This is a genomic window from Microcoleus sp. K1-B1 (assembly GCF_036704705.1).
GTDB lineage: Bacteria > Cyanobacteriota > Cyanobacteriia > Cyanobacteriales > Microcoleaceae > Microcoleus.
This window is the reverse complement of record NZ_JAUBSH010000023.1, coordinates 1-23,336: the sequence shown is the minus strand read 5'-3', so window position 1 is coordinate 23,336 and position 23,336 is coordinate 1. Positions and strand designations below refer to the sequence as shown.

The following is a 23,336-nucleotide window of genomic DNA, read 5'->3' as shown; positions in this document are numbered from 1 at the left end:
CAAGGCAGCGTGTTATTCAAGAAAAAATGTCGAATTAAAAATTAAGAATTTAAAAAGGCTAGCTTTTTTTATTTTTAATTTTTAATCGGACTTGATGAGGTTTGAAGGTCTGATCGTGGCAGAATTTTTCTCAAATATCAAAGATACATTGAGCAAAGTCACTAACGCAATAAGCGGTAATTCCGATCGAGAACCGCCGAAGGATGCGAAGGGCAATAAGCTCAACTCGCCGGAATCCGAGGCGGAATTTTATACACGGACAAGGGATGAGCGATCCGAGTATGTGGTATCAGAAGAGGCTGCACCTCTAGAAGAGTCAGAATATTTAGAGTCAGAATATTTAGAGTCAGAATATTTAGAGCCAGAATACGCTCGATATCCAATAGTCAAGCGCGAGTGGGAAGGATTGAAGCGCTTAATTGCTTGGTTGGAAATTGAACCTCAAGTTACCAGCTTGCAAACCAAGGGCAAAGAATTGTTGCGGCCGGGATTAAGTTTGCTGGGAACTACATCACCCCACAAATCGGATAGTAGCGAATTGCGGGATAATAGCGCATCGCAGAACACCGAACTGCAGAGAAATACGGCACTACAGGAAAATAGCGCACCGCAGGAAATTAGCACACTGCCGGAAAATAGCGCACCGCAGGAAAAAACTAAAAAACGTATCCCCCGTCGTCCTAGATTTTGGATAAGTTTAGGTGTTGCCAGTATCGGCGGGGGCGCTTTAATCTACGGTTTATGGATTTTGTACACGTTAGACAAAGGTTTGCCGGATGTTAACGATTTGTCAGCCTTTAACCGCGACGGAACGCTGACAATTAAGGCAGCAGATAATACTATTTTGTTACAGTCGGGGCCTGCAACTAGAGATAAACTGAAACTTAAAGAAATTCCCGAACTCTTGGTTCAAGCTTTTATTGCCATAGAAGACCGCCGTTTTTATCAACATCGCGGGGTGGATTATCAAGGTATTGTGCGATCGATTGTTTCTAATTTGATAGCGAGAGATTTAGTGCAGGGCGGCAGTACAATTACGCAACAATTGGCTCGCGTTGTTTTTCTTAATCAGGAAAGAAGTATTAGGCGGAAGGTTCGGGAGGCTCTTTTAGCTCAGAAAATAGAGCGGGAGTTGAGTAAAGACCAAGTTTTAGAAAGATATTTAAATCTGGTTTATTTGGGTTCGGATGCCTACGGAGTGGCAGATGCAGCTTTGGTTTTCTTTAGCAAAACAGTCGATAAATTAACTTTGGCAGAGATGGCAACTTTGGCGGGTTTGCCGCCGGCACCGAGCGAATATTCGCCTTTGGTTAATCCCGATATTGCTAAGAAACGCCGCAATCTTGTGCTGCAACAAATGCAGCAAGCGAATGTAATTACAGAGGCTGAGGCGATGGCGGCGATGGCGGAACCGATCGCAGTTAAACCAAGTCCGCCGAAGCGATTTAAAGTAGTCGCACCTTATTTTGCTAGTTACATTCGGAAGGAATTGCCGCGCTATGTTTCTCAGGATGCTTTGGAAGCTGGCGGTTTGACTGTTGAGACGACGGTGGATTTGAAGTGGCAGAAAATAGCAGAAAAGGTGGTTAAAGATGCGATCGAAGTTGATGGCCGCCGTCAGGGTTTTGAACAGGCTGCTTTAGTTTCTATGGACACTAAGACTGGGGAAGTTAAGGCCCTGGTAGGAGGTGGAAATTTTAAGGAAAGTGAATTTAATCGCGCTACGCAGGCTTTGCGGCAGCCCGGATCGACGTTTAAAGGGTTGGTTTATGCTGCGGCGATGGCGGCTGGTTTTTCTCCCTATGACGGTTACGAAGACGAACCAATTATTATCGACGGCTATCAACCGAATAATTATGGCAAAAAATTTAGCGGTTGGCGATCGATCTCGGATGCTTTGACACGTTCGGTGAATGTCGTAGCTGTGAAGGTGTTGATGGATGTGGGCTTTGAACCGGCGATCAAAGTAGCCAACGATATGGGAATTAAGTCGAAATTGAGTCCGATTTATTCCCTGGCTTTGGGTTCTTCGGAGGTGAATTTGCTGGAGTTAACCAATGCTTACGGTACTTTAGCCGCGCAAGGGAATTTTATTGAAGCCCACGGAATTAAGCGGGTGATTAATCAGCGGGGAGATGTGATTTATCAGGCTAATTTTAAACCGAAGCGGGTTTTGGATAAGGATAGTGCTGCGATTACTACTTGGATGTTGGAGGGTGTTGTGCAAGACGGTACGGGGGGGCCTGCGGCTTTAAACGATCGCGCTGTAGCAGGCAAAACCGGTACTTCGGAAAATGTCCGGGATTTGTGGTTTATTGGTTACATTCCACAGGTGGTGACTGGGGTTTGGCTAGGGAATGATGACAATTATCCCACCTGGGGAACTAGCGGTACGGCGGCTTACAATTGGCGCGATTTTATGAGTCAAATTGTTAAGGGAATGCCGGTAGAGAAGTTTCCTAAGTTGCCGAAGTTGGAGGGCCGCAAAGGCAGTATTAAGGCTAAACCGGTGGAGCCTAAGAGGATTATTCGGGGGATGATTGTGAATGAGGATGGTGCGATCGTACCTTACAATCCCAATCCTGAACCGAAGTATTACCCACCGCAAGAGCCAGCTTATCAAGAACCGGCTTATGAAGAGCCAGCTTATCAAGAACCGGCTTATGAAGAGCCAGCTTATCAAGAACCGGGATATTAAACTATCGGTTTGGAGTAAGGACTTTACTCCTTTTTCAATTGCTTTAGCCTCACCATAAAAAAGCCGTCCATGTGATGTCTGTGCGGCCACACTTTCACCCATCCTTCGGGTGATGGCTGTACTGGTAAATCAATTGTTGGCGGTTCGATTTGCCAGTGAGGATTGCTGTCTAAGAACGATCGAATAACTGTTTCATTTTCCAAGGGATGAATTGTGCAAGTTGCATACACTAATACGCCACCGGGCTTGACAAATGTCGCTGCATTTGCTAGCAATTCCGATTGCAATTGGGATTGTGTTTGAATGTTTTCGGGCGTGTGTCGCCAGCGGGCGTCGGCGCGGCGGTGGAGGGTTCCGAGGCCGGAACAAGGTGCGTCTAGTAAAACTCTGTCTGCGAGGTTAACAAACTCTGGGAAATGGCGGCTGTCTCCGGTATGAATTTTAATGGATTTCATCTGGAGTCTGTCGGCGTTTTCTTTAAGTTTTTTGAGTCTGCTGGCGGTTTTGTCGCAGGCATAAATAGTGCCTTCATCCTGCATTAATTCGGCGCTGTGGGTGGTTTTTCCCCCTGGCGCGGCGCAGGCGTCGATGATGGTTTCCCCTGGCTGGGGCCCTAGTAAATGGGTGACTAATTGAGCGCTGCTGTCTTGGATTGTCCACCAACCTTCGCTGTATCCGGGGAGGTTTTGAATTGCGCCGATGCTGCCATTTAGTCTTAATGCTTGTGGCAAGTGTGGGATTCTGCTAGTTGAGATGTTGTGGGATTTGAAGGCGGTTTCGATTTGGGCGATCGAGCTTTTTAAAGGATTGATTCTCAGGTCAATTGTGGGGGATTGGTTGAACCATTCACAGAGTTGTTCGGTTTCGGTTTCGCCTATTTGTTCTATCCACAATTTTACCAGCCATTCGGGGAAGCTGTGCAGAATTCCTAGGCGTTCGACGGTTGATTTATAATTCGTAACTGTTAATGGGTTTAAGTTGTTATCTGTTAAACGGATGTATTGGCGCAACAAACCGTTGACAAAACTGCTGAGTCCTGAAAATCCGTTTTCTTTTGCTAGTTGAACGGTGGTGTTGACGGCGGCGGAGGGGGGAATCTGGTTGAGATATTCGAGTTGATATAAGCCTAAATGTAGGATGGTGCGGAGTTCGGGCGGTTGTTGGGAGGATTTCTTTGTGGCTAGTTTGTCGATGATAAAGTCGATCGATCGCATTCTCCTGACGCTACCGTAAACTAATTCTGTCACTAAACGCCGATCGAGGTCGTTGAGTTGAGAATTGCTGAAAGCGCGATCGAGTGCGGCATCTGCGAATGCACCTCGGCGGTGGACTTCGCGGAGTGCGAGAAAAGCTATTTGGCGGGGATTTTGCATGGCGGCTTGCTGATAGGTCAAGTTATTATAGGTTGTTTGAGGATTGAAAATAAAAAATAGAAATCACGGCGATTGAAATCGCATCTATAAAAACAAAGATAAGACGGCGATTGAAATCGCGCCTATACAAACCATATCCGCCTCTGCGGACGGAAGAAAATAACCCGGTTTTAACCGCCCGGTCTTTTTTGTTCAAATTTCGTCGGGATTGATGCCCATTTCTCGCAATTTCTCGGATAGGCGATCGGCTTTTTGCTGTGCTAACTCTTTATCTTGCCGTTCTTGTTCCATTTGTTGCTGTGTTAGTTCCATTTGTCGCTGTGCTGATTCCTGTTGTCTTGACAACTCCACATAAGACAAAAACTTCTGTCCATCAGGCCGATAAATTTCCAAGTCTCCCGATGCAGTTTGAAAACGGAGCTGCAAACGCGGACTCACCCAACCATCCATTAATTCAATATAGTTGAGTTTTCCATCGGAACGCAGCCAACCTATTAATTCATTATCCTCTGGACTGTAGACATAATATTCTTCGACTCCATAATCCTGGTAGAAATTAAACAGCTTAAACAGTGCTCCGATTCGATTTCCAGGCGAGAGGATTTCAAAGACAACTTGCGGGGCGATATTATCTTCAAGCCACTGTTGGTAGGAACCTCTGTAACCTTTCGGCCTCCCAAACACTACCATCGTATCAGGTGCTTGGCGAGTTTTGTTATCTCCTTCCACGGGATACCACAGCAAATCACCTGCTACAAAGACATTTTCGTTGTCTTTGTATAAGGCATCTATTCCACCTTGAATGGTGACAATTAGTTCAAACTGTTTGGTATTGTCTGACATGGGTTTGCCGTCGCTGTCTGGGTAGATGATTTCTGCTGAGGTTTTATTTGGAATTGTTGCGGTCATGGGGATGAGTCCTTTGCTAGTATCATCAATTTCTATTTTATACCTATTTTATAGGACTTACCCACGGGGCCCAGAAACCTGTTTTTTTTACGAAAATACTTCGTTCGTACTCGAAGATTAGGTAAAAAACCCGGTTTCTTTGTCGGAGTGCGTAAGTCCTGTTTTACTTATTCGGGTTTTGTTGACACCAATGGTTCTAATAAATTGCGTTCTTCTATGGCAAGTTCTAGCAAAACTCGTCTGTCGCCCTTTGTTTCCTTATAGCGGACTGCCGCATTCAGCAGGCGGATGGGAATTGGGAATTCTGCGTACTTGCTGGTTAGTTTTTGCCACAATTCTAACCAAGTGCGTGCCGCTTTGTCGCTGACCATTTCTGACATTAGCAGGGGGATGTTTCCCACAATTCCCTGTCCTAAAACTGAGAGATATTCGTATTTTTTGTAAACTGCAATCAGGCTGGTGATGCGAGTTTGAGATATCGGTATATCGTGCGTGTTGATGAACAAGTTGCGGATAATTAAATCGGCATCTTCTGCATAAGCTTCCTCGCCTGGTTCTAGGCGTTGGAATGCGTCGTATAACGCGCCGATACCTGCATCCCAATGATTTAATCCCAGAAGGGCAATAGCGCGGTTGAACAAGGCATATGAAGATTGATCACCAAGTTCGATCGCTTTGTCGCAAGATATTAAAGCTTCTTCATAGCGTTGGAGGTTTTTGAGTACATTGCCTCGTAAAACCCAAGCCAACTGATAATTGACATCAAGTTCGATCGCCCGATCGTAATATACTAAGGCTTCTTCATAGCGTTTGAGGTCGTCGAGTACATGACCTCGCTGAACCCAATTCCACTTATCATTGGGGTCAAGTTCGATCGCGCGATCAAAAGATACTAAAGCTTCATCGTAGCGTTTTAAGTTGTTGAGTACAATGCCTCGGAAAGCCCAAGCCCACCGATCATTGGCATCAAGTTTGATCGCCCGATCGTAAGATTCTAAGGCTTCTTCATAGCGTTTGAGGTTTTTGAGTACATTGCCTCGTAACACCCAAACAGGCGAATCATTGGCATCAAGCTCTATCGCCCTATCGTAAGATTCTAAGGCTTCTTCATAGCGTTCGAGGTAGTTGAGTACATTACTTCTGGTAGCCCAAGCCCACTTATAATTGGCATCAAGTTCGATCGCCATATCACAGGATTCTAAGGCTTCCTCATAGCGTTGGAGGTTGTCGAGTATATTCCCTCGCTGAAGCCAAGCCCACGGATCATTCTCGTCAAGTTCGATCGCCATATCACAGGATTCTAAGGCTTCCTCATAGCGTTGGAGGTTGTCGAGTACATCCCCTCGCTGAACCCAAGCCCACGGATCATTCTCGTCAAGTTCGATCGCCATATCAAAGGATTTTAAGGCTTCTTCATAGTGTTTGAGGTTGTTGAGTAGATAACCTCGCTTAGCCCAATGCCACGGATCATTCTCGTCAAGTTTGATCGCCCTATCGTAGGATACTAAGGCTTCATCATAGCGTTTGAGGTTGTCGAGTACATCGCCTCGATTCGCCCAAGCCATCGCATAATTGGAGTCAATTTCAATAGCTTTGTCTAAACATTCCAAAGCTTCATCGTAGCGTTCCAGTTTATTTAAGCAGCGTTCCTTTTGTACCCAATCCTTTGCCTCGCCGCGACTTGTTACCAATTTTTCCGCATATGCTAAAGCAGAAACATAGTCTTTCTGTTCGATACAATTTTCAATTTCATCAAAATAAGCCTTCAGACGCGGGTCTTCCTCATTTCTCTCAATAGCCTCAAGCGCCCGCGTATAATATTCTCGTTCCATCACAGCATCAGGTGGAATCGGTTGCAAACCTTGCCGATACATAAAATGACTTTCTTTCTCCGCCAAATCAACATCCGCCATCCTCAATCCCAATCGCTGCTGCAATTCTTTCCGCGTATACCAAACCCGAATAAAATCCACAATTAATGGAATCGGTTGATTTCGCTGCTTCTTTACCTCCAGACAAAAACGCATCAAGGGTTCCCGCCATTCATACCACGATTCCCGTCCAATTTCTTCAATTTTGACATAACCCTTATCTCGCAAATCTTTAAGTTGGCTAGATACAGTTCGCTGCGAAATAAAACAGCGTTTAGCAATTTCTTTTACTGGTGCAGCACCACCTCGCTCGCACAAAAAGTCAACTATCTTTCGCTGCTGATTTGAAAGATATTTCATCTTATCCTGATAGTACGGCGTGAGGCTATCCAGCATTTCCATGAACGGTTCTACCAATTTATCTAGCGATTCAGGAGTCATCAGAAAAGCCGAAAAAACAATATAGACGCGAGGACTGCCACCAGAAAGGTAATGCACAACTTTAATGCGATCGCGCCCTGTTGGACTTTGAATAAAAGATGCTAATTCACTATTCCCTTCTAACTTGGCAATATGATTTAATAAAGCTACAGCATCATCGAGCTTAAACTCATCTAATTCATGTAAATCAAAAAAACCATAAAAAGGATTATTAGAGAGCTTGACTCCATCAAACAAGCTTTGTGATGTTGCCAAAATTGTCAAAAATGAATAATTTTGAATATACGCCCTCAACTGCTTCTGCCCGAAATCCCCCAACCCGCTAAATACGTCCTCTAAATTTTCGACAATCAACAACAGCACCCGCTTGCCAACAAAGTCTCTCAGCAATTCTGCGGCCTTAAATTCAGCTTGCTCCGGCGACAAATCATAAAGCTTTTCAACATCATCATGTAACTCAGCTTGATATGCTGCCGGATATTCTTTAGCAATTGCCCGGAATATTCCCCGCAATAAATCCAAAAAAGACGCAATCCCCCATTCCTCTTCCTGCAGCCACGCAATTAGCAATTTATCCTGCAAATCTTCCATCTTAGCAACGCGATGATAAATCAGGGAAACCAAGTGCGTTTTGCCAATACCCCGCGGCCCTATTAGTAGTTGAAAATGCTTGTTATCTGTTAGGGCACTCACCCGAATTAGCTCTACTAAATGTTCTGCCAGTGCGTGACGCTGTACTAAGATAGCTTCCAGGGTTTCTGGTGACATCAAGCTAGGAGTAAATCGAGAGATAAATGTATTTTTCATAATATCTATTGGGTTTAACTGGTTCCCCCGCTGTGCCTGGGAACCTATATCTAGAGGCTCTGCCTCGTCGGTTGCGGAGGAAAACAGGAGGCAGAGTCGCCGGATCAGCGTCCCCAGGCAGAGCAGGGAAGGAGAAAATGCTTGTTAGACAAGGCTTTTAGAATTTATACGTCTAATTCCCCATATGTTATAAAAACATATACGTTTAATTTACCATATGTTTAAAAAAATATGCCCTAGTTTGGGCAGGATATTTGTGGTATATTTTTCAAAGCAGTGTTAGACTGCCCTTAACAAGCAAACAAGCGCCCCTAGCTGTTACTAGAGACGCTTTCGATCGCTTGTTTTTTTCAGAGCGACTGGCTGCCACCAGAAACGCTCGTCGAGTTCCCATTTTTATGGTCTTTGTACAGACCAAGGAGTTTATATGTCTGATTTTAGCACCAACCAAGTCATTCTGGTTTCTACGGCTCCAACTGATTCGGCAACACCGCCTGAAACTGGAGGTTTCATGCCTTTACTGATGTACGGAGGAGTTGCAGTAGCCGTGATTTTTGCGATGGCTTACTTTTCCCAAACTTTGCTCAACTCGATTACTCAGTTGACCAAAACCCTGAACAAAAAACACAAATAATCACTGGTTTCCTGGTTCCCCGGCTCTGCGTGGGAATCGATATCCAGAGGCTCTGCCTCGCAAGTCTTAGACTCGCGGGAGGCAGAGCCTCCAAATCTGCGTCCCCAGGCAGAGCCCGGGAACAAGAAAAAATATAAAAAATATGCTTTAAGACTTGTTACAATACACAAAACTTCATACTTTCCCCAACACTGGATGACCTTTTTCAACGCCTCCGAACCCCTAATCCGCAGCAAACAGGAACATCTCGACGTACAAGACCTCGAAGGCCTGTTGCAACTCCGCTGGCAAATTGGAAATATTACTCTTTTCTCAGGATTTTATACCCGCATCGACCAAACTTTTCTGCTTTGGGGTTTGGTGACAGGGGGGATTTTTTTTACGGCTCAGTTTGTCCCTATCAGTTGGAGCTTTCAGGCGATTCTGTGGTCAAGTTTGACTTTAGTTGGCACTGCGGCAATGGCTGTTTTGACTTTGTTTTGGGTAAGAGTCGAGCGTGTTAGCTGGATTCTTTACTCTTGGGCGATTTTGATGATAACTGGTTTGGTTCTGACGGATTGCAGTATTTTTGCCGGTTGGGGAGGTTTGTTGCTGCATCTGTGCGATTTGTGGTTGGGGTTGAGCGCGATCGGCTATTTGTTGACGGGATTAGGTTTGCGATCGCGCACTTTTCTCCTGATTGGACTAACTCATTTATTTAGCATACCTGTATTAACATTTGTTGCACCTTGGCAATATCTAACCACAGGAATAATTATGGCCGGCTGTTTGTTGTTATTGTCCGAATTGCAGTGGGATATGCGATCGCCGATCGACAATAGTTTGCTAAGCGCAGAACAGAAAGAATTTAACAAAATTCAACACCAACTGCGACAGAGTGGCGCTATTGTATCCAAATAAATCACAAATGTAAAGAATTCTGTAGCACTGCTGACACTTTCCACAAATCGTACACAATAGTAAAGATACAGCATCAATAAAAAACAAACTTTAACCAGAACAGGTGTTTTGCTGTTTTACCTGTGAATCGCCAACCTTAGGGGAACGGTGTCCGGGAGGCGACGGGCTAACAATGCTGTACTTGCGACGAGAAAAGTTAATTCCGGTTAAGAGTAGTTGTTAAAACAAAAAAAGTGGTGCAGGGTTTTTACCGTTTCCCCTGCTTCGCAGTCTCTGAGGAGAGGCTAAACCCTCTACTAGAACAGCCCGACGAGATTGACACAAGTTTTGACAGTTGCTCATGCCGATTTATGAGTTCAGTGTTTAAGAAAATTGAGGAAATGCTCGCTGACGAGCATTGCAGGACTTAGGATTAAATAAGTCCTGCTTTAGTTTGGGAAATTTAAGTTCTGTTTTACTCTGACGTGCGTTTTCGCAATATTTCCCTTACTTCCATTAAAATCTGGCCCAACATATTTTTGCCGCTGCCATCTTTACCGCAACCCCAATAGTAATCAACAGGGGAATTTTCGACTATTTCCTCATCCGCTGTAGCGAGTAAAATTTCTCTAATTTCGGCATGAGTTTCAAATTTTCGGAGTACGGCTTTTCGCATGATATCATCTTTTACTTTTTCCCAATCTTTACGGAGGGGACGAGAGCGATCACGTCCCATTTTTGCGGCATCTTTCGGTGTTTTTGCGTGGCGAATTTGGTCACAATGAGCCGTTTTGGGAAACTTTTGTGCTTGAAAATAATGCTCGGTAGTTGGCCAATATTCTCCGTCTAACTCGAATCCATGACTGGAAAAATTAGAAAAACAGCCGTATTCGCTGGCAGTGGTGTAGAAGTAGATAGCCATAAAGTCTGCGATTTCAATTTCGTTAATAATCTTGGTTAATCGTCAGTTTTACCTCTCTGGATTATCCACTATCTTCAACCGCACATCAATATCTTCAAGATGGGAACCGATGTAAGACAGCAGGGCGTAGATGAATACGATTACCCCTACCATTTCCAAAACTTCCTCAACACAAACCATCAAACCGTATATCAAGTTTCGTTTAGTTACCGCATCTGCATAATAGCCAGTAACCATTTCCATGCCAAGTGCTCCACCCACATATATACTGCCTGCTAGTAAGAAAAAGTCCCTTGTTTGCCGGGGTAGGTGCCGGAGAAACTTGAGATAAGCCAGCGCAGTAACCCCAACAAAAATCGCCCCAGGAATTACCCAAATGAAGTAAAAAATCCCCCCTAAATTCAGTGCCTTTCGCAAGTCGTTAATAATTAATATTTCGTGCAGACTCAATATTTCATCTAAAGAAAAAAATACAAACATCAACGCCAGCGCTTTCCAGTGTCCAAAATACCGATCGCCCTGCTTCTTCTTAGCACTAGCAATAATACCTAGCAAAATCGCGCAAAACAGCAAAGTAAATGACGAGTACCACGAAGGATAATTTATTTCTTGGTCTAAGTTAAACAAACTAATCCAGCGTTCTTTATAGTTAAAACCGTACCGCAGAACTTGTACGATGCAACCAGCAACAGCAAAGAAGAGCACCCAAATGCTGAGAGAGAAAGCAACTCTCTTCGGCGAAACAGAAATAATGAATTTCATCAAGTTTTTGATAAACTAGAACAAGCAAAATCAAACTATAAAGTAAAAAGTTAAAAATGGCAATAGCGGCGCAATCCGCCCCCTCGGATTTTTATCTACAAAAAATTACCAATCACTGACAATGCACGTTCAAATTGAAACTTTCACTGTCCGCAAGCGGTTTGCCCTTACCATCAGCCGCGGTACAACAGCCCAAAGTACGAATTTATGGGTAAAATTAGCACACGAAGGCATCGAAGGCTGGGGAGAAGCTTCGCCGTTTTCCACAGGTTCTCGGCCCCAAAGTACCGAAATTCTGCTAGCTGCATTGCAGGAAGTCGCACCGCTGCTAGAAAAGTTTACTCCGTTCGATCGCCAAAAAATCGAACAAGTATTAACAGAGGCCAACTTACCCTCAGCCGCCCGCGCCGGCATAGACATGGCAATGCACGACTGGCTGGGGAAAAAAGCAGGCTTGCCGCTGTGGAAAATGTGGGGATTAGATCGATCGCGCATCGTCCCCACCTCGGTCACAATCGGCATTAATTCGCCGTCTGGTGCAAGAGAAAGAGTGCGCGATTGGTTTGGTAAAGATGGGACAGATCCAGCAAGCATCAAATACCGCGCCGTCAAGGTCAAATTAGGCAATCCCGAAGGAATCGAAGCCGACAAAGTTATGTTAATAGCAGTGCTAAAGGAAGCACCCGCTAACCTTAAAATCAGTGTAGATGCTAACGGTGGTTGGAGTTTGAGCAGTGCGCTCGAAATGTGTCACTGGCTAGAAAAATACCAGATAAATTATGTAGAACAGCCCCTTTCACCCGTCGCGGGTATGGATGAATTCTCAGAACTGTACCGTAAATCGCCCCTGCCAATTTTTGCTGATGAAAGTTGCTTTAATAGTTCCGATATACCCAAATTAGCGCACTGCGTCCACGGCATTAATATCAAAATGATGAAGTCAGGGGGATTGACTGAAGCAATGCGGATGATTCACACCGCAAAAGCCTGCAATTTGCAAGTAATGTTCGGCTGCTATTCAGATAGCGCGATCGCAAATACAGCAGCAGCACAACTTTCACCGCTAGCTGACTATTTGGATTTGGACAGTCACTTAAATTTATTAGACGATCCTTTCACCGGTGCGATCGTCGAAAATGGGTGTTTGTTGCCAAACGGGCGATCGGGATTGGGAGTGCAGCGAATGAAGATTGTAGAATAGAAGTATCGCTCAAGATAAATCTGGAGATAGTATGATACCAGTAGAATCAATAGGACAGGGAATTGATAGAGAAGCCAAACTTTTTTTTGAAGAACATAAACCGCCGACTGATTTAATTTTTGATGATGGTGCAGAAATGGAAAGCAACCGCCACCGTATAGCAATGACCGTTTTAATCCGTTCCGTAGAACAAGGTTTTGCTAACCGGAACGATTTTTTTGTCGGTGGCAATATGTTTATTTATTACAGCGCTAAACAGATTCGGAATCAGGATTTCCGAGGCCCGGATTTTTTCGCTGTGTTGGGTGTAGACAGCAATACTTCTCGACAAGGCTGGGTAGTTTGGGAAGAAAACGGACGTTACCCGGATGTCATTGTGGAACTGCTGTCACCGTCAACGGCAAATCAGGATACAGGGAAAAAAAAGGATATTTACGAGCAGGTTTTTAGAACTCCTGATTACTTTGTTTTCGATCCTTTTGAGCCGAATTCTTTGCAAGGATGGCGTTTAGATGCCAACCTGCGCTATCAGCCGTTAGTGCCCAACGAGCGGGGTTGGCTGTGGTGCGAAACGTTAGGTTTTTGGTTGGGCACTTGGGAAGGAATTGTCGATCGAGAAACAGCGACTTGGGTGCGTTTTTTCGATGAATCTGGCAATTTAGTTTTGTTGCCGGAGGAAGCCGCTCAACAACAAGCCGAAGCCGCTCAACAACAAGCCGAAGCCGCTCAACAACAAGCCGAAGCCGCTCAACAACAAGCGGAACAGGAACGCCAGCGAGCCTCGCGACTAGAGGCCAGATTGCGAGAATTGGGAGAAGATCCGAATGATCTTATCCTGAACCCAAATCACAGCTAACACCCAATCGATTTTAGATTTTAGATTTTAGATTGAAGCTAAAATCTAAAATCCGCCTATCAAAAGTGAACCAATGACTAAAAACTATCCGATCAAAAATGGCAAAGTTGCAATCTTGCTGCACGAGGGTATTCTCGGTTCTTCCGGCAAAACAGGTTTAGCATTTTTGCGCTACAGCGAAGCACAAATTGTAGCAGTAATAGACAGCCAATGTGCCGGACAATCTTTACCTGAATTAACGGGCATTCCTCAACAAGTACCGATAGTTGCTTCCGTTGCAGAAGCACTGCAATTTGCGCCGAATATTCTGCTAATTGGTATCGCTCCTTCCGGCGGTGTTTTGCCTGCGGAATGGGTGCCAGAAATTAATCAAGCAGTAGCAGCAGGTTTGTCAGTTGTCAACGGTTTGCACGCGAAACTTGCACCTTTGATAACAGTTCCTTTAACCGAAAATCAATGGATTTGGGACGTGCGTCAGGAACCGAAATCTGTCGGTGCCATCGCCTCTGCAGCCGCCGCTAAATTAAGTTGTCGCCGCGTGTTAACCGTCGGCACAGATATGAGCGTTGGCAAAATGTCAACCAGTCTGGAACTCAATCGCACTTGCTTGCGGCGGGGTTTGCGTTCCAAATTTTTAGCAACGGGACAAACTGGTTTAATGATCGGAAATGAAGGCATTCCTTTGGATGCAGTGCGAGTTGATTTCGCCGCTGGTGCTGTCGAACAAATGGCGATCAAATTGGGTTCTGAATGCGATATTCTGCACGTAGAAGGGCAAGGTTCGCTATTGCATCCGGGTTCGACGGCGACTCTGCCACTGTTGCGGGGTTCGCAGCCAACTCACTTAATGTTAGCGCACCGAGCCGGACAAACTAGCATTCGCAATCACCCGCACGTATCGATTCCCCGGTTATCAAAAGTGGTTGATTTGTACGAAATGTTAGCTGCTGCTGCGGGTGCTTTTGCAGGGGGAAAAGTGAGTGCGATCGCCCTCAACACTCATCACTTAAATGAGGCAGATGCGCTGTTAGCAATAGCAGAAGTTCAAGCAGAAACGGGATTGCCTTGTACCGATCCGGTAAGGTTTGGCGCGGAGGTTTTGTGGGAGGCGATCGACAGTTGATATGCTACAATACGTACCAACTAAAAAATAAATACATAAAACTATGACACAAAGCATTCAAGCAAAAACACTGACCCTGCTAGATGTCGAAACAAAATTTAATTTTCAACTTTGTGAAGACGAGCAATTCTTCCGGGAGTGGATTGACGATTTACCGGAAATTAGCGATGACAAAAAGCGAGCGCTTGACAACGTAAAAGCAGGTTATATCAACAGTGTCAAGTACGCGATGCTGGAAGATACCGTAAAAATGGTGGTACTGGCTCCCTTGCTATTTTTAGCAGATTTCTACTTGACTCCCTTTCACATAGAGGCAGAAAAATCAGTAGAACTGACTATTGAAGATGAAGATACAATTGTCAGGGGTAGCATCGATGTCCTGCTATTGCTGAAATCTTTTTGGGTAGTTGCGATCGAAGCCAAACGCTCTCAATATTCCGTTGAAGCAGGGCTTCCTCAGTTACTATTTTATATGCTGAATGACCCTAGTCCAGAACCAGTAACATTTGGGCTTCTGACAAATGGTAGCAGCTTTCGATTTATCAAAATGACCAAACGAGACACACCGCAGTATGCCGTCTCTAAACTTTTCGATATTGCGAATCCCGGAAATGAACTTTACGAAGTTTTTCGCATTTTGAAGCGGCTAGCTGGTATAATTTCCAGTGACAGCAGTTATACTTAAATACACCCTCTGGAACTAGACTCGGAAAATAAGAATAAATTTACTAAAGATCATTTTATGGAATCATAATGAATGAAACTTCTTTTTCCTTACCCTCTGAATGCGCCATCCGCCCCGCCTCAGCTCAAGATATCAAATCAATTAGAAGGTTAGTGTGGAGCGCAAGACTCGATCCAACTCAGTTGCGCTGGGAGCAATTCTGGGTCATCGAATGCGAGGAAAAATTGGCAGCTTGCGGACAGTTGCGGAACTTTGCGGGCGCGCAAGAATTGGGCAGCTTGGTGGTGGCGAAAGATTGGCGCGATCGAGGTTTGGGAAGCTACCTCACAAAATATTTAATTCAACAAGCTACAGAACCGCTATATTTAGAATGTTTGGGAAAGCGACTCGCATCATTTTATACTCGCTTTGGCTTCGTAGAAGTTTCCGTACAAGAATTGCCGCAGTCGCTTAAATTCAAGTTCGGTTTGTCTCAATTAGCTAAAACTTTATTCAAAATTCCTGTAACAATTATGCAGTATCAAGCAGGTTGTCTATAATTATGACTTTTATGAATTTAAGATTCTGAATTTATGAATGGATTTTAAGTTCGACCTGTTCAATAATTGGATAACAGGGTGCGATCGACCTCCATCGATCAAAAACTCCTACCGCGTCGTGATATCTGCGTCAGTCTCGATCGCCTATGGTCTATGCCTAAATAGGTAGGTACAAATCAATATCGCATGGGGAGGGTGGGTGAGTTGCCAAGTTTACTTGCTTATATCATAGATCCGCTTACGGGCCCCTAATGGCGCACAGGGTGTCACAAACTGGGTTTTTAGGGGTTTGGTGCGTAAGTCACGGACTAGATATGTATGGATATTCCGGATTGGGCGATCGAGACTGCGTAAGTTCATAATTCACTGTTTGCGGTAGTCCAGTTAGCTAAATTGGCACAGCTACCAGCCTGATATGTAGGCAGAAACCATTGCAAAATCGTTGTTTGCAGGTTAGCCAGTGTCATGTGCCAGTACCAGACTCGGAAAGTGGACTGGCGATCGCCCCAAAGATATTCGACTCCTGGCAAATTAGTAAGTGTAAAGCAAGTGAGTCACAACCCAATCAAAACATAAAACCCAAAAAGAAAACATCTTCACAGCAGTAGTAATGCGGAATCAGCCAATCTCTAATGTAGCTAACCACATCTACCCTTAAGGTAAATCCCACCAACTGCTCAACCATGAAATCCTTAATTCAATACCTCGGAATTACTGGATTTAGACTCCCGCAACCGCTTCGCAAATCCCCTCAACATTTCAAAAATTCTTTGTCTTTTATCCTGATAAAACCACGGAAGGCAAGAACAATGAAATATCAAGGCAATCAATCAATCTCAACCGAGGAAATGCAGCCTCTCAAATAGCATAAACAGACAATTACACATCCCCATATATTTTAACACCACAGGAGTAAATATCATGTTCAACGTAGTAAAAGCTTTCGGCTCGATTTTCTCTACCCAAGGATACAGCACAGCTAACAATATGCTAATCAAAAATTACGTCAACACCAATTTTAACTACTTCAACGAAGAAGCAGTAGTTGATGAATCGATTTACCCGAATCAAACAGGTCGCGTCCGCTTCCAAGGTAGCTGGTGGCCCGCACGGTGCGATCGCCAAATCACACTTACACCGGGAGACACGGTTTATGTCATCGGCGTTGACAACATCACTCTGTTAGTTTCCCTCGCTCCCGCAGACTAAATCAGAGCATGAACGACCTGGTAATCAATCCCAACCAGGAAATGCTACTTTTCAAAGAACACAAAATAGGCGATTAAACTTCGATATATTTTAACACAAAAGGAGTCAACAAAATGTTTAACGTAATAAAAGCTTTCGGTTCTATTTTTTCTACTCACACCTACAGCACAGAAAACAATCTCTTAATGGATAACTACATCAACACCAATTTTAACTACTTCAACGAAGAAGCAGTCGTCGATGAATCGATTTACCCGAATCAAACAGGTCGCGTCCGCTTCCAAGGTAGCTGGTGGCCCGCACGTTGCGATCGCCAAATCACCCTCACACCGGGAGACACGGTTTATGTCATCGGCGTTGACAACATCACTCTGTTAGTTTCCCTGGCTCCTGCAGACTAAACTAGAAAGTAATCTCAACTTTTTCACTGTCAGAACCCCGGCTTATTCAAGAAGTCGGGGTTCTGGCTATTCTGTTTTTTAGTGGCAATTTGGCGATCGCTTCCACTCAACACCTGACGCAAGACAGCAATATCTGCCTCAGTTTATTTACCAGTTGAAATATGGCAGCTCGCGCTACAATAAAATGGCATTTTTGAGAGCTTGTTTGTTGAGGCGATCGCGGAGTTGAGATTCGCTACTTTCTCCGCTGACTGCTGCTTTTTCTGATGCCTTAGCGGGCGGTAGTGGTTCGAGCAGTTTGGCTTGAGCTTCCTGAATTGAAGGGTAATTTTCCGCCCAGGATGAAATCGCTTCTGAAAGGACATCGATCTCATCGGATAAGGGTTCAATTAACTGGGCTAGTTCGGTTAATTGTTCGGCCCCGAAGAGCGATCGCTGCTGAGTTAATAGTTCGATAAATGAGTCGATCTTTTGTTCGGGGAGTGACATCGATTCCCGTTGGATTTTGTTAATTGTTTGGCGAACAAATTCGAGAGACAAATCTAATAATTGCGCGATCGTCTCTAAATTCATTCCAAACGCTATCATCCGACGAATGGCTTCTAACTTCGCTTGGCGTTCACCTTGTTCGAGTCCTTGTTCGAGTCCTTGTTCTAAACCTTCTTCTAAACCTTCTTGCTTGACTTCCTGGTAAAATCGAGTTTGTCTGAGTTCGCTTAAATTCAACATGGCGGCAATTTCCTCGCGGCTTTTCAGGGGGAGTTTGTAGACGATAATTGTTTCGATGAGGTTAATTAAATCGCGTTGAACGGTAGGATCGGATATCTGTTGTCGGGCCATTGCGATCGACTGCCGTGCTTGTTCTGCTGCTGTCTCTGCTGGCTCGATTACCAGTTTAACAACTTTCACTCCCAGCGATCGATCTGCGGCTTCTGGCAATTCATCAAGGTAAATCCGTTGGACGCGCTGACTGGTTAAGAGTTCCTGAAATTGCAGCATCTGTTCGTGTTCGATCCGACGATTGGGATAGATGACAACCACGCGCCAAGGATTAACGGGTTTGTATTGTCGCAGGTAGAGAAAGAGTTCGCCAAAGATGCGGTAGTACAAGTCGGCATCGGGTTGAAACTGAACTTCAGCCAAGTAAAATGGTTTTTCAGGTTCTTCGGTTTTGGGGAGAAATAACCCGTCGATGCGGAATGCGAGTTGTTTGATTTCGCGGGAGGTGAATTCATAGGCGGCGGCTTCGTCTGGGGAACGATCGATCAGTTCAAAGAAGAAGCTGGGAAATTCTTGAAACAGGCTGTAGAAAATGGTGTCTGTTTTCATGAGTTGTCGAGGCGAATCGAAGATGGGTACTATACCATGCCAAGAGAGGAACAACCATGACACAAGAACCGATTTTTGAAGAAAGCAGTGGCAACGTATTCGCTGACCTCGGTCTGAAGGATGCAGATGAACTTTTTATGCGAGGCAAAATAGGGATTCAAGTAATCCGTCTCCTGAAACAACGGAACTTAAAACAACGCGAAGTTAGTCAACTTCTTGGCATTCCACAGCCAGAAGTATCTCATTTAATGAACGGAGAGTTTCAACGGTTTAGCGAGGGCAAACTACTGCTTTTCCTCAAGCGACTCGATACAGAAATTACTTTGCATCTTCGCCATCGTAATGGGGGAAATCAATCGGCTGAAACTGTGATATTGCTATAGGGGTTGATGAAAGCGGATGGTAATGTCGTTCGTGATTGTATCCGCACCTTCGTAAATGCGATCGCGCAAGCGTGCGCGGCTAGGGCGATCGCGTTCCTCAATCGCCGACTTCAACCGCAACAACGCCCGAATCTTCGCCAGCAGATATTTCCGTTTAATTGGCTTGCAAATAAAATCATCTGCCCCACAATCTAGCCTATAAACTAAGCTGGGACTATCGCAATCTATCATCAGCACAATAGCCATAAAAGATAACTTCTGATTCTGACGCACTTGTGCCGTCACCTCATATCCATCTAGATATGGCATGATTGCATCCAGCAGCACTCAATCGAAGCGCTTTTTCTTAATTTGTGCTATGCTGCATTTGAATTGTTAGGCTGTGTGGTATTGAAGCAGACAACCTGCTGAATCAACCTCATAATTTAAACAGGATTATTTACTCTCTAGAGACCCCAGTATGGAACTTAAGAAGCAGTTTACTTTTTCAGGAATATTTAAGAAGTTTCACGAAGAAGATACTCAGCCGATACAAATTAATGACGCTAATATATATTGCCATGTAAACGGCAATATTTTGTTTGAAATGAACTCGCAAGTAAATCAAGATATTAGTCACAAAAGATTTTATGAATCTTCTCCCATTTATCAGTTGAAAGATGTGACAACAGAGCAACTAGATATTCTGCAATTCTGGGAACTAGATGGACTTGAAAGAGAGATGGTTCAACAACCATATGAGGGTGATTACGAGATTGAAGGCACAACACTTGAGGGATGGAAAATAAAGGCGATTATTGCTGATGTCAACTTTCAAGTCACGCTTGGGTTTGACAACTCTGAAAATATCGACCAAGAGGGTAAATCTCAAGTTAGACTTAGGGACTTGGACATTGATTACAATTTAGATTCCTTAGAAGAGGGAGGAACCCAAGAAATTGTGTATGGTCTTGCAAATATAGAAGTTATACAGAATTTGTCAGCTCAAATTGGAAACCTTGAAGCTAAAATGTGTATTGAGTCCGTTTCAACTAGAGAAAGCACAAATAAAAGTGGTATCTTAAGCGCAGAGATGACACTCAGAAATATTCGTGAAAATGAACAAGATTCCTATGAGACTTATTGTGCTTGGCTCATATCACTTCTTTCACTTGCATCGGGGCATTGCGTTGATAAAATATATAGCATCAAGGGTGTGAGGTATGAGCATTTTCAGATAAAAAGTGAATACTGGTCAGGGAGAAAACTACGTAGTGAAGCAAGGGGAATAGCTGTTATACAATCACCTCATTTATATCAATTCATGCAGCAGTGTGCTAAAAAATTGACATGGGAAACCTTCAGCGATAAAGGTGTAGGTTTAGCCTTAAGCTGGTACATTGATACATTTGTTAGCCCTATGGCTGCAGTGAATTTCTTACTTTTATGTACGGTTTTAGAATCCTTAAACAAAAAACATTCGAGCAATGCTAGTAAGAGCCTTCTTCCTACGAATATTTACCGACAAATCAGACACCAGATTTTAAAGGTTGTATCGGACTTCCCGCAAGGTATTAATAACCAAGATGAGCTTAAAAAATATAATATTTTTGCGCTTAAAGTTGAAAAGTCTTTTGCTAGTGGTTCCTACAATCAGATAGGAAATTTACGAACTAGCCTCAAGGAAATGTTTAAGACTTATAGTGTGCCATATGAAGACTTATTTCCAGAATTAGAGTTCATAACAATAAGAGACAAGATTGTTCATGAAGGATTTGGTGGAGTGGATGTAGCTCTTGAACTTCGCAAGTTGTCAAACCTAGTTGTGCGGGTATTTCTAGCAATTCTGGGGTATCAGGGTAATTATATGGAGTCTATAAAAATTGAGATAGATGATCCATTGGGACGAAGTAAACACGGATTGATTTGCAGGTCTTTTCCTTTTATTGCCTCTGAGGATAACACAGAGTCGAACTCGATCGATACTTGCTCCTAGAACCTTGGGTGCGCTTAGCCAAAGCTCATGCTTACAGACAGCAGCAGGAGTTATGTATCCGCCACTTTGCGTCGGTTAGTGACTCAACGCGCCCGATCGCAATGCGAGTATCGATCTAGAAAACATTGCTATTATCGATCGCCATAACTCGATCGATACAATATACCTGAAAAAAAAGCTTAAATATCCAGCGATACGTTCAGCATCTCTTATCTAATTTCGGCAGGGTTTATTTGAATAAACCGTGCCTTGAGTATGCTTAAATAAGCTTAGACACTCGCTAACCATATTTAAACCAGTGAACTTTCAATCAGTCATTGCCACCTTAAACAAATTCTGGAGCGATCGAGGATGCCTGATCGCCCAATCCTACGACACAGAAAAAGGTGCAGGAACCATGAATCCCCACACCTTTCTCAGAGCAATCGGCCCCGAACCTTGGTCAGTCGCGTACATCGAACCCTGTCGCCGCCCCACCGACGGACGCTACGGCGAAAATCCCAACCGCTTCCAACATTACTATCAATATCAAGTTTTAATTAAACCCTCTCCTCCCAACATCCAAGATATCTATTTAGACTCCCTCAGAGCATTAGGAATTAGCCCAGAAGACCACGACATTCGCTTCGTAGAAGACAACTGGGAATCGCCCACCCTCGGAGCTTGGGGCGTCGGCTGGGAAGTCTGGCTCGACGGCATGGAAATCACCCAATTTACCTACTTTCAACAGTGCGGTAGCATTGACTGTCGCCCCGTCTCCATTGAAATTACCTACGGACTGGAACGCCTAGCAATGTATCTCCAAGAAGTCGATGCGATGACGAAAATTCAGTGGAAAGATGGCATAAGTTACGGCGACGTTCACCTGCAAGGAGAAATAGAACAGTGTACTTATAACTTTGAAGCTTCCAATCCCGAATTGCTGTTTACTCTCTTTGGATTGTACGAGCAAGAAGCCGAACAATTGACCAAACAAGGATTGGTTTTACCTAGTCTTGATTATGTGTTAAAATGTTCTCACACTTTCAATTTACTCGATGCTAGAGGTGTGATTTCGGTAACGGAAAGAACTCGGTATATTACCAAAATTCGCAACTTGGCGCGGCGAGTTGCTCAGCTTTATTTGGAACAGCGCGAAAAGCTGGGTTTTCCTTTAGAAAAAGCTGTAAAAGTTTGAGAAGGAAAAGGATAACGACAGGGATACACGGATGAATTTAGTTGCGATCGTCCTCGACTCATACCAATTTTATAGGTCGTTGCATAGAATTCCGATCCCCCCTAACCCCCCTTAATAAGGGGGGGACAAGATTCCGATCAAAGTCCCCCTTCTTAAGGGGGATTTAGGGGGATCGAAATATGTGCAACTTTTTGGGATTTTTAATGAATTCAATGCCTAATTATTCGGAAAATAATACAGAAACAAATCCTCAACTGCGAATTGACGGTGTAAGCTTGAAAACACCGATCGCCTCCAGTTACTTGTTGGAAAATATATCGTTTCAGGTACACAAGGGATCTCGCGTGGCAATTGTTGGCCCTTCAGGTGCGGGGAAAACAACGCTGTTGCGGTTGCTAAACCGGCTCAGCAGTCCCACGAGCGGCTCGATTTATCTGGAAAATACAGAATATCGCCACATACCTGCGATCGAACTCCGCAAACAAATCACCCTCATCCTGCAAGAATCGAAGCTTTTGGGAATGTCGGTGCGAGAAGCATTGGCTTATCCTTTGAAGCTGCGGGGCGTGACTTCATCAAACATTGCTGAGAGAATTAGCGGGGCGATCGAACAACTGCACATACCCCAAGAATGGCTCGATCGCACCGAATTGCAGCTTTCCACAGGCCAAAAACAGCTCGTGGCGATCGCCCGCGGCATCATCCTACAACCAAAAATCTTGCTTTTAGACGAGCCAACATCCGCCCTAGACGCAGGAAAAGCCGCCCACCTTTTGCAAGTATTGACACAGCTAACAAACGGCCAAACCACAATTGTAATGGTAAACCATCAATTAGAATTAGCCGAGCAATTTAGCACGCGAATTCTGCATTTACAGCGCGGAAATCTCATCGAAGATTTGCCATCTCATCAAATAAATTGGGTGCAACTACGGCAAAATTTAATCCAAGCAGAAGCAGAAGCCCAACAAGAATGGTGAACCAACTAAAAAACAATTTCTGCGACGGGTTGCGGAATTAATTTGGATTTTTTAACCGCAGAGGGCGCAGAGGGCGCAGAGAAAGAGAAGAGAAGAGAGAAATTTCTGGGGGGGTGACAAGATGGCTAAGAGCTAGACTGAATCTGACTTATAGCCCTCATCCCCCGTTGGTAAAAATAGCG

At 44.2% G+C, this 23,336-nt stretch carries 21 protein-coding genes; 14 read left to right on the top strand and 7 right to left on the bottom strand.

Translation table 11 applies throughout. The annotated features are described in order from the left end of the window. Window positions 1-94: 94 nt before the first annotated feature. Entirely contained in the window at window positions 95-2,698 is a 2,604-nt protein-coding gene (locus tag QUA83_RS11200) for a penicillin-binding protein 1A (RefSeq protein WP_333293242.1), read from the top strand. A gap of 23 nt (window positions 2,699-2,721) precedes the next feature. On the opposite strand, the gene QUA83_RS11195 is transcribed toward QUA83_RS11200, so the two are convergent. The 3 genes from QUA83_RS11195 to QUA83_RS11185 form a co-directional block, all read right to left on the bottom strand. Beyond that, complete coding sequence (locus QUA83_RS11195; protein WP_333293241.1) at window positions 2,722-4,071, bottom strand: 16S rRNA (cytosine(967)-C(5))-methyltransferase; 1,350 nt, start codon at window positions 4,069-4,071, stop codon at window positions 2,722-2,724. Between the two features lie 192 nt (window positions 4,072-4,263). Then, the gene (locus QUA83_RS11190; protein WP_333293240.1) at window positions 4,264-4,980 is read right to left on the bottom strand and encodes a Uma2 family endonuclease; all 717 of its coding nucleotides are present in this window, start codon (window positions 4,978-4,980) and stop codon (window positions 4,264-4,266) included. A 167-nt stretch (window positions 4,981-5,147) separates the two neighbouring features. Next, the gene (locus QUA83_RS11185; protein ID WP_333293239.1) at window positions 5,148-8,099 is read right to left on the bottom strand and encodes a tetratricopeptide repeat protein; all 2,952 of its coding nucleotides are present in this window, start codon (window positions 8,097-8,099) and stop codon (window positions 5,148-5,150) included. A gap of 427 nt (window positions 8,100-8,526) precedes the next feature. Here QUA83_RS11185 and QUA83_RS11180 point away from each other — a divergent pair, with 427 nt between their 5' ends. Continuing rightward, window positions 8,527-8,733 (top strand): hypothetical protein, encoded by a 207-nt coding sequence (locus tag QUA83_RS11180; RefSeq protein WP_333032811.1) that lies wholly within the window; start codon window positions 8,527-8,529, stop codon window positions 8,731-8,733. 195 nt (window positions 8,734-8,928) lie between these two features. Continuing rightward, on the top strand, window positions 8,929-9,633 hold the full coding sequence (locus QUA83_RS11175) for a hypothetical protein (protein WP_333293238.1): 705 nt from the start codon (window positions 8,929-8,931) through the stop codon (window positions 9,631-9,633). A gap of 454 nt (window positions 9,634-10,087) precedes the next feature. Here the strand turns inward: QUA83_RS11175 and QUA83_RS11170 are convergent, their stop codons facing one another. After that, complete coding sequence (locus QUA83_RS11170) at window positions 10,088-10,534, bottom strand: NADAR family protein (protein ID WP_333214803.1); 447 nt, start codon at window positions 10,532-10,534, stop codon at window positions 10,088-10,090. A gap of 48 nt (window positions 10,535-10,582) precedes the next feature. After that, window positions 10,583-11,296: a hypothetical protein gene (locus tag QUA83_RS11165; protein ID WP_333293237.1), complete on the bottom strand. Its 714-nt coding sequence runs from the start codon at window positions 11,294-11,296 to the stop codon at window positions 10,583-10,585. Window positions 11,297-11,417: 121 nt separating this feature from the next. Between QUA83_RS11165 and QUA83_RS11160 the strand changes: the two genes are divergently transcribed. The 7 genes from QUA83_RS11160 (at window position 11,418) to QUA83_RS11130 (ending at window position 17,310) form a co-directional block, all read left to right on the top strand. Next, on the top strand, window positions 11,418-12,497 hold the full coding sequence (locus QUA83_RS11160; protein ID WP_333293236.1) for a dipeptide epimerase: 1,080 nt from the start codon (window positions 11,418-11,420) through the stop codon (window positions 12,495-12,497). Window positions 12,498-12,528: 31 nt separating this feature from the next. Next, window positions 12,529-13,353 carry a Uma2 family endonuclease gene (locus QUA83_RS11155; protein ID WP_333293235.1) on the top strand — a complete coding sequence of 275 codons (825 nt, stop codon included), beginning with the start codon at window positions 12,529-12,531 and terminating at the stop codon, window positions 13,351-13,353. A gap of 73 nt (window positions 13,354-13,426) precedes the next feature. Next, complete coding sequence (locus QUA83_RS11150; protein WP_333293234.1) at window positions 13,427-14,476, top strand: DUF1611 domain-containing protein; 1,050 nt, start codon at window positions 13,427-13,429, stop codon at window positions 14,474-14,476. Window positions 14,477-14,519: 43 nt separating this feature from the next. Then, complete coding sequence (locus tag QUA83_RS11145; RefSeq protein ID WP_333172710.1) at window positions 14,520-15,161, top strand: type I restriction endonuclease; 642 nt, start codon at window positions 14,520-14,522, stop codon at window positions 15,159-15,161. 68 nt (window positions 15,162-15,229) lie between these two features. Then, window positions 15,230-15,700: a GNAT family N-acetyltransferase gene (locus QUA83_RS11140; protein ID WP_333293233.1), complete on the top strand. Its 471-nt coding sequence runs from the start codon at window positions 15,230-15,232 to the stop codon at window positions 15,698-15,700. Window positions 15,701-16,621: 921 nt separating this feature from the next. Further along, on the top strand, window positions 16,622-16,909 hold the full coding sequence (locus tag QUA83_RS11135; protein WP_333101688.1) for an NfeD family protein: 288 nt from the start codon (window positions 16,622-16,624) through the stop codon (window positions 16,907-16,909). A gap of 113 nt (window positions 16,910-17,022) precedes the next feature. Next, window positions 17,023-17,310 (top strand): NfeD family protein, encoded by a 288-nt coding sequence (locus QUA83_RS11130; protein WP_333293232.1) that lies wholly within the window; start codon window positions 17,023-17,025, stop codon window positions 17,308-17,310. A 174-nt stretch (window positions 17,311-17,484) separates the two neighbouring features. Here QUA83_RS11130 and QUA83_RS11125 read toward each other — a convergent pair whose 3' ends face one another. Beyond that, window positions 17,485-18,639, bottom strand: a complete 1,155-nt coding sequence (locus tag QUA83_RS11125) for an Rpn family recombination-promoting nuclease/putative transposase (protein ID WP_333293231.1) — start codon at window positions 18,637-18,639, stop codon at window positions 17,485-17,487. A gap of 56 nt (window positions 18,640-18,695) precedes the next feature. On the opposite strand from QUA83_RS11125, the gene QUA83_RS11120 reads away from it, so the two are divergent. Further along, window positions 18,696-19,022: an XRE family transcriptional regulator gene (locus QUA83_RS11120; protein ID WP_333293230.1), complete on the top strand. Its 327-nt coding sequence runs from the start codon at window positions 18,696-18,698 to the stop codon at window positions 19,020-19,022. Here QUA83_RS11120 and QUA83_RS11115 read toward each other — a convergent pair. Next, on the bottom strand, window positions 19,017-19,349 hold the full coding sequence (locus tag QUA83_RS11115; protein WP_333293229.1) for a response regulator: 333 nt from the start codon (window positions 19,347-19,349) through the stop codon (window positions 19,017-19,019). The two genes, QUA83_RS11120 and QUA83_RS11115, sit on opposite strands and share 6 nt — an antisense overlap. A 133-nt stretch (window positions 19,350-19,482) precedes the next feature. On the opposite strand from QUA83_RS11115, the gene QUA83_RS11110 reads away from it, so the two are divergent. The 3 genes from QUA83_RS11110 (at window position 19,483) to QUA83_RS11100 (ending at window position 23,154) form a co-directional block, all read left to right on the top strand. Further along, complete coding sequence (locus QUA83_RS11110) at window positions 19,483-20,997, top strand: hypothetical protein (protein ID WP_333293228.1); 1,515 nt, start codon at window positions 19,483-19,485, stop codon at window positions 20,995-20,997. A gap of 298 nt (window positions 20,998-21,295) precedes the next feature. Then, complete coding sequence (gene glyQ / locus QUA83_RS11105) at window positions 21,296-22,174, top strand: glycine--tRNA ligase subunit alpha (protein WP_333293227.1); 879 nt, start codon at window positions 21,296-21,298, stop codon at window positions 22,172-22,174. A gap of 212 nt (window positions 22,175-22,386) precedes the next feature. Beyond that, complete coding sequence (locus tag QUA83_RS11100; protein WP_333293289.1) at window positions 22,387-23,154, top strand: ATP-binding cassette domain-containing protein; 768 nt, start codon at window positions 22,387-22,389, stop codon at window positions 23,152-23,154. Window positions 23,155-23,336 lie beyond the last annotated feature (182 nt).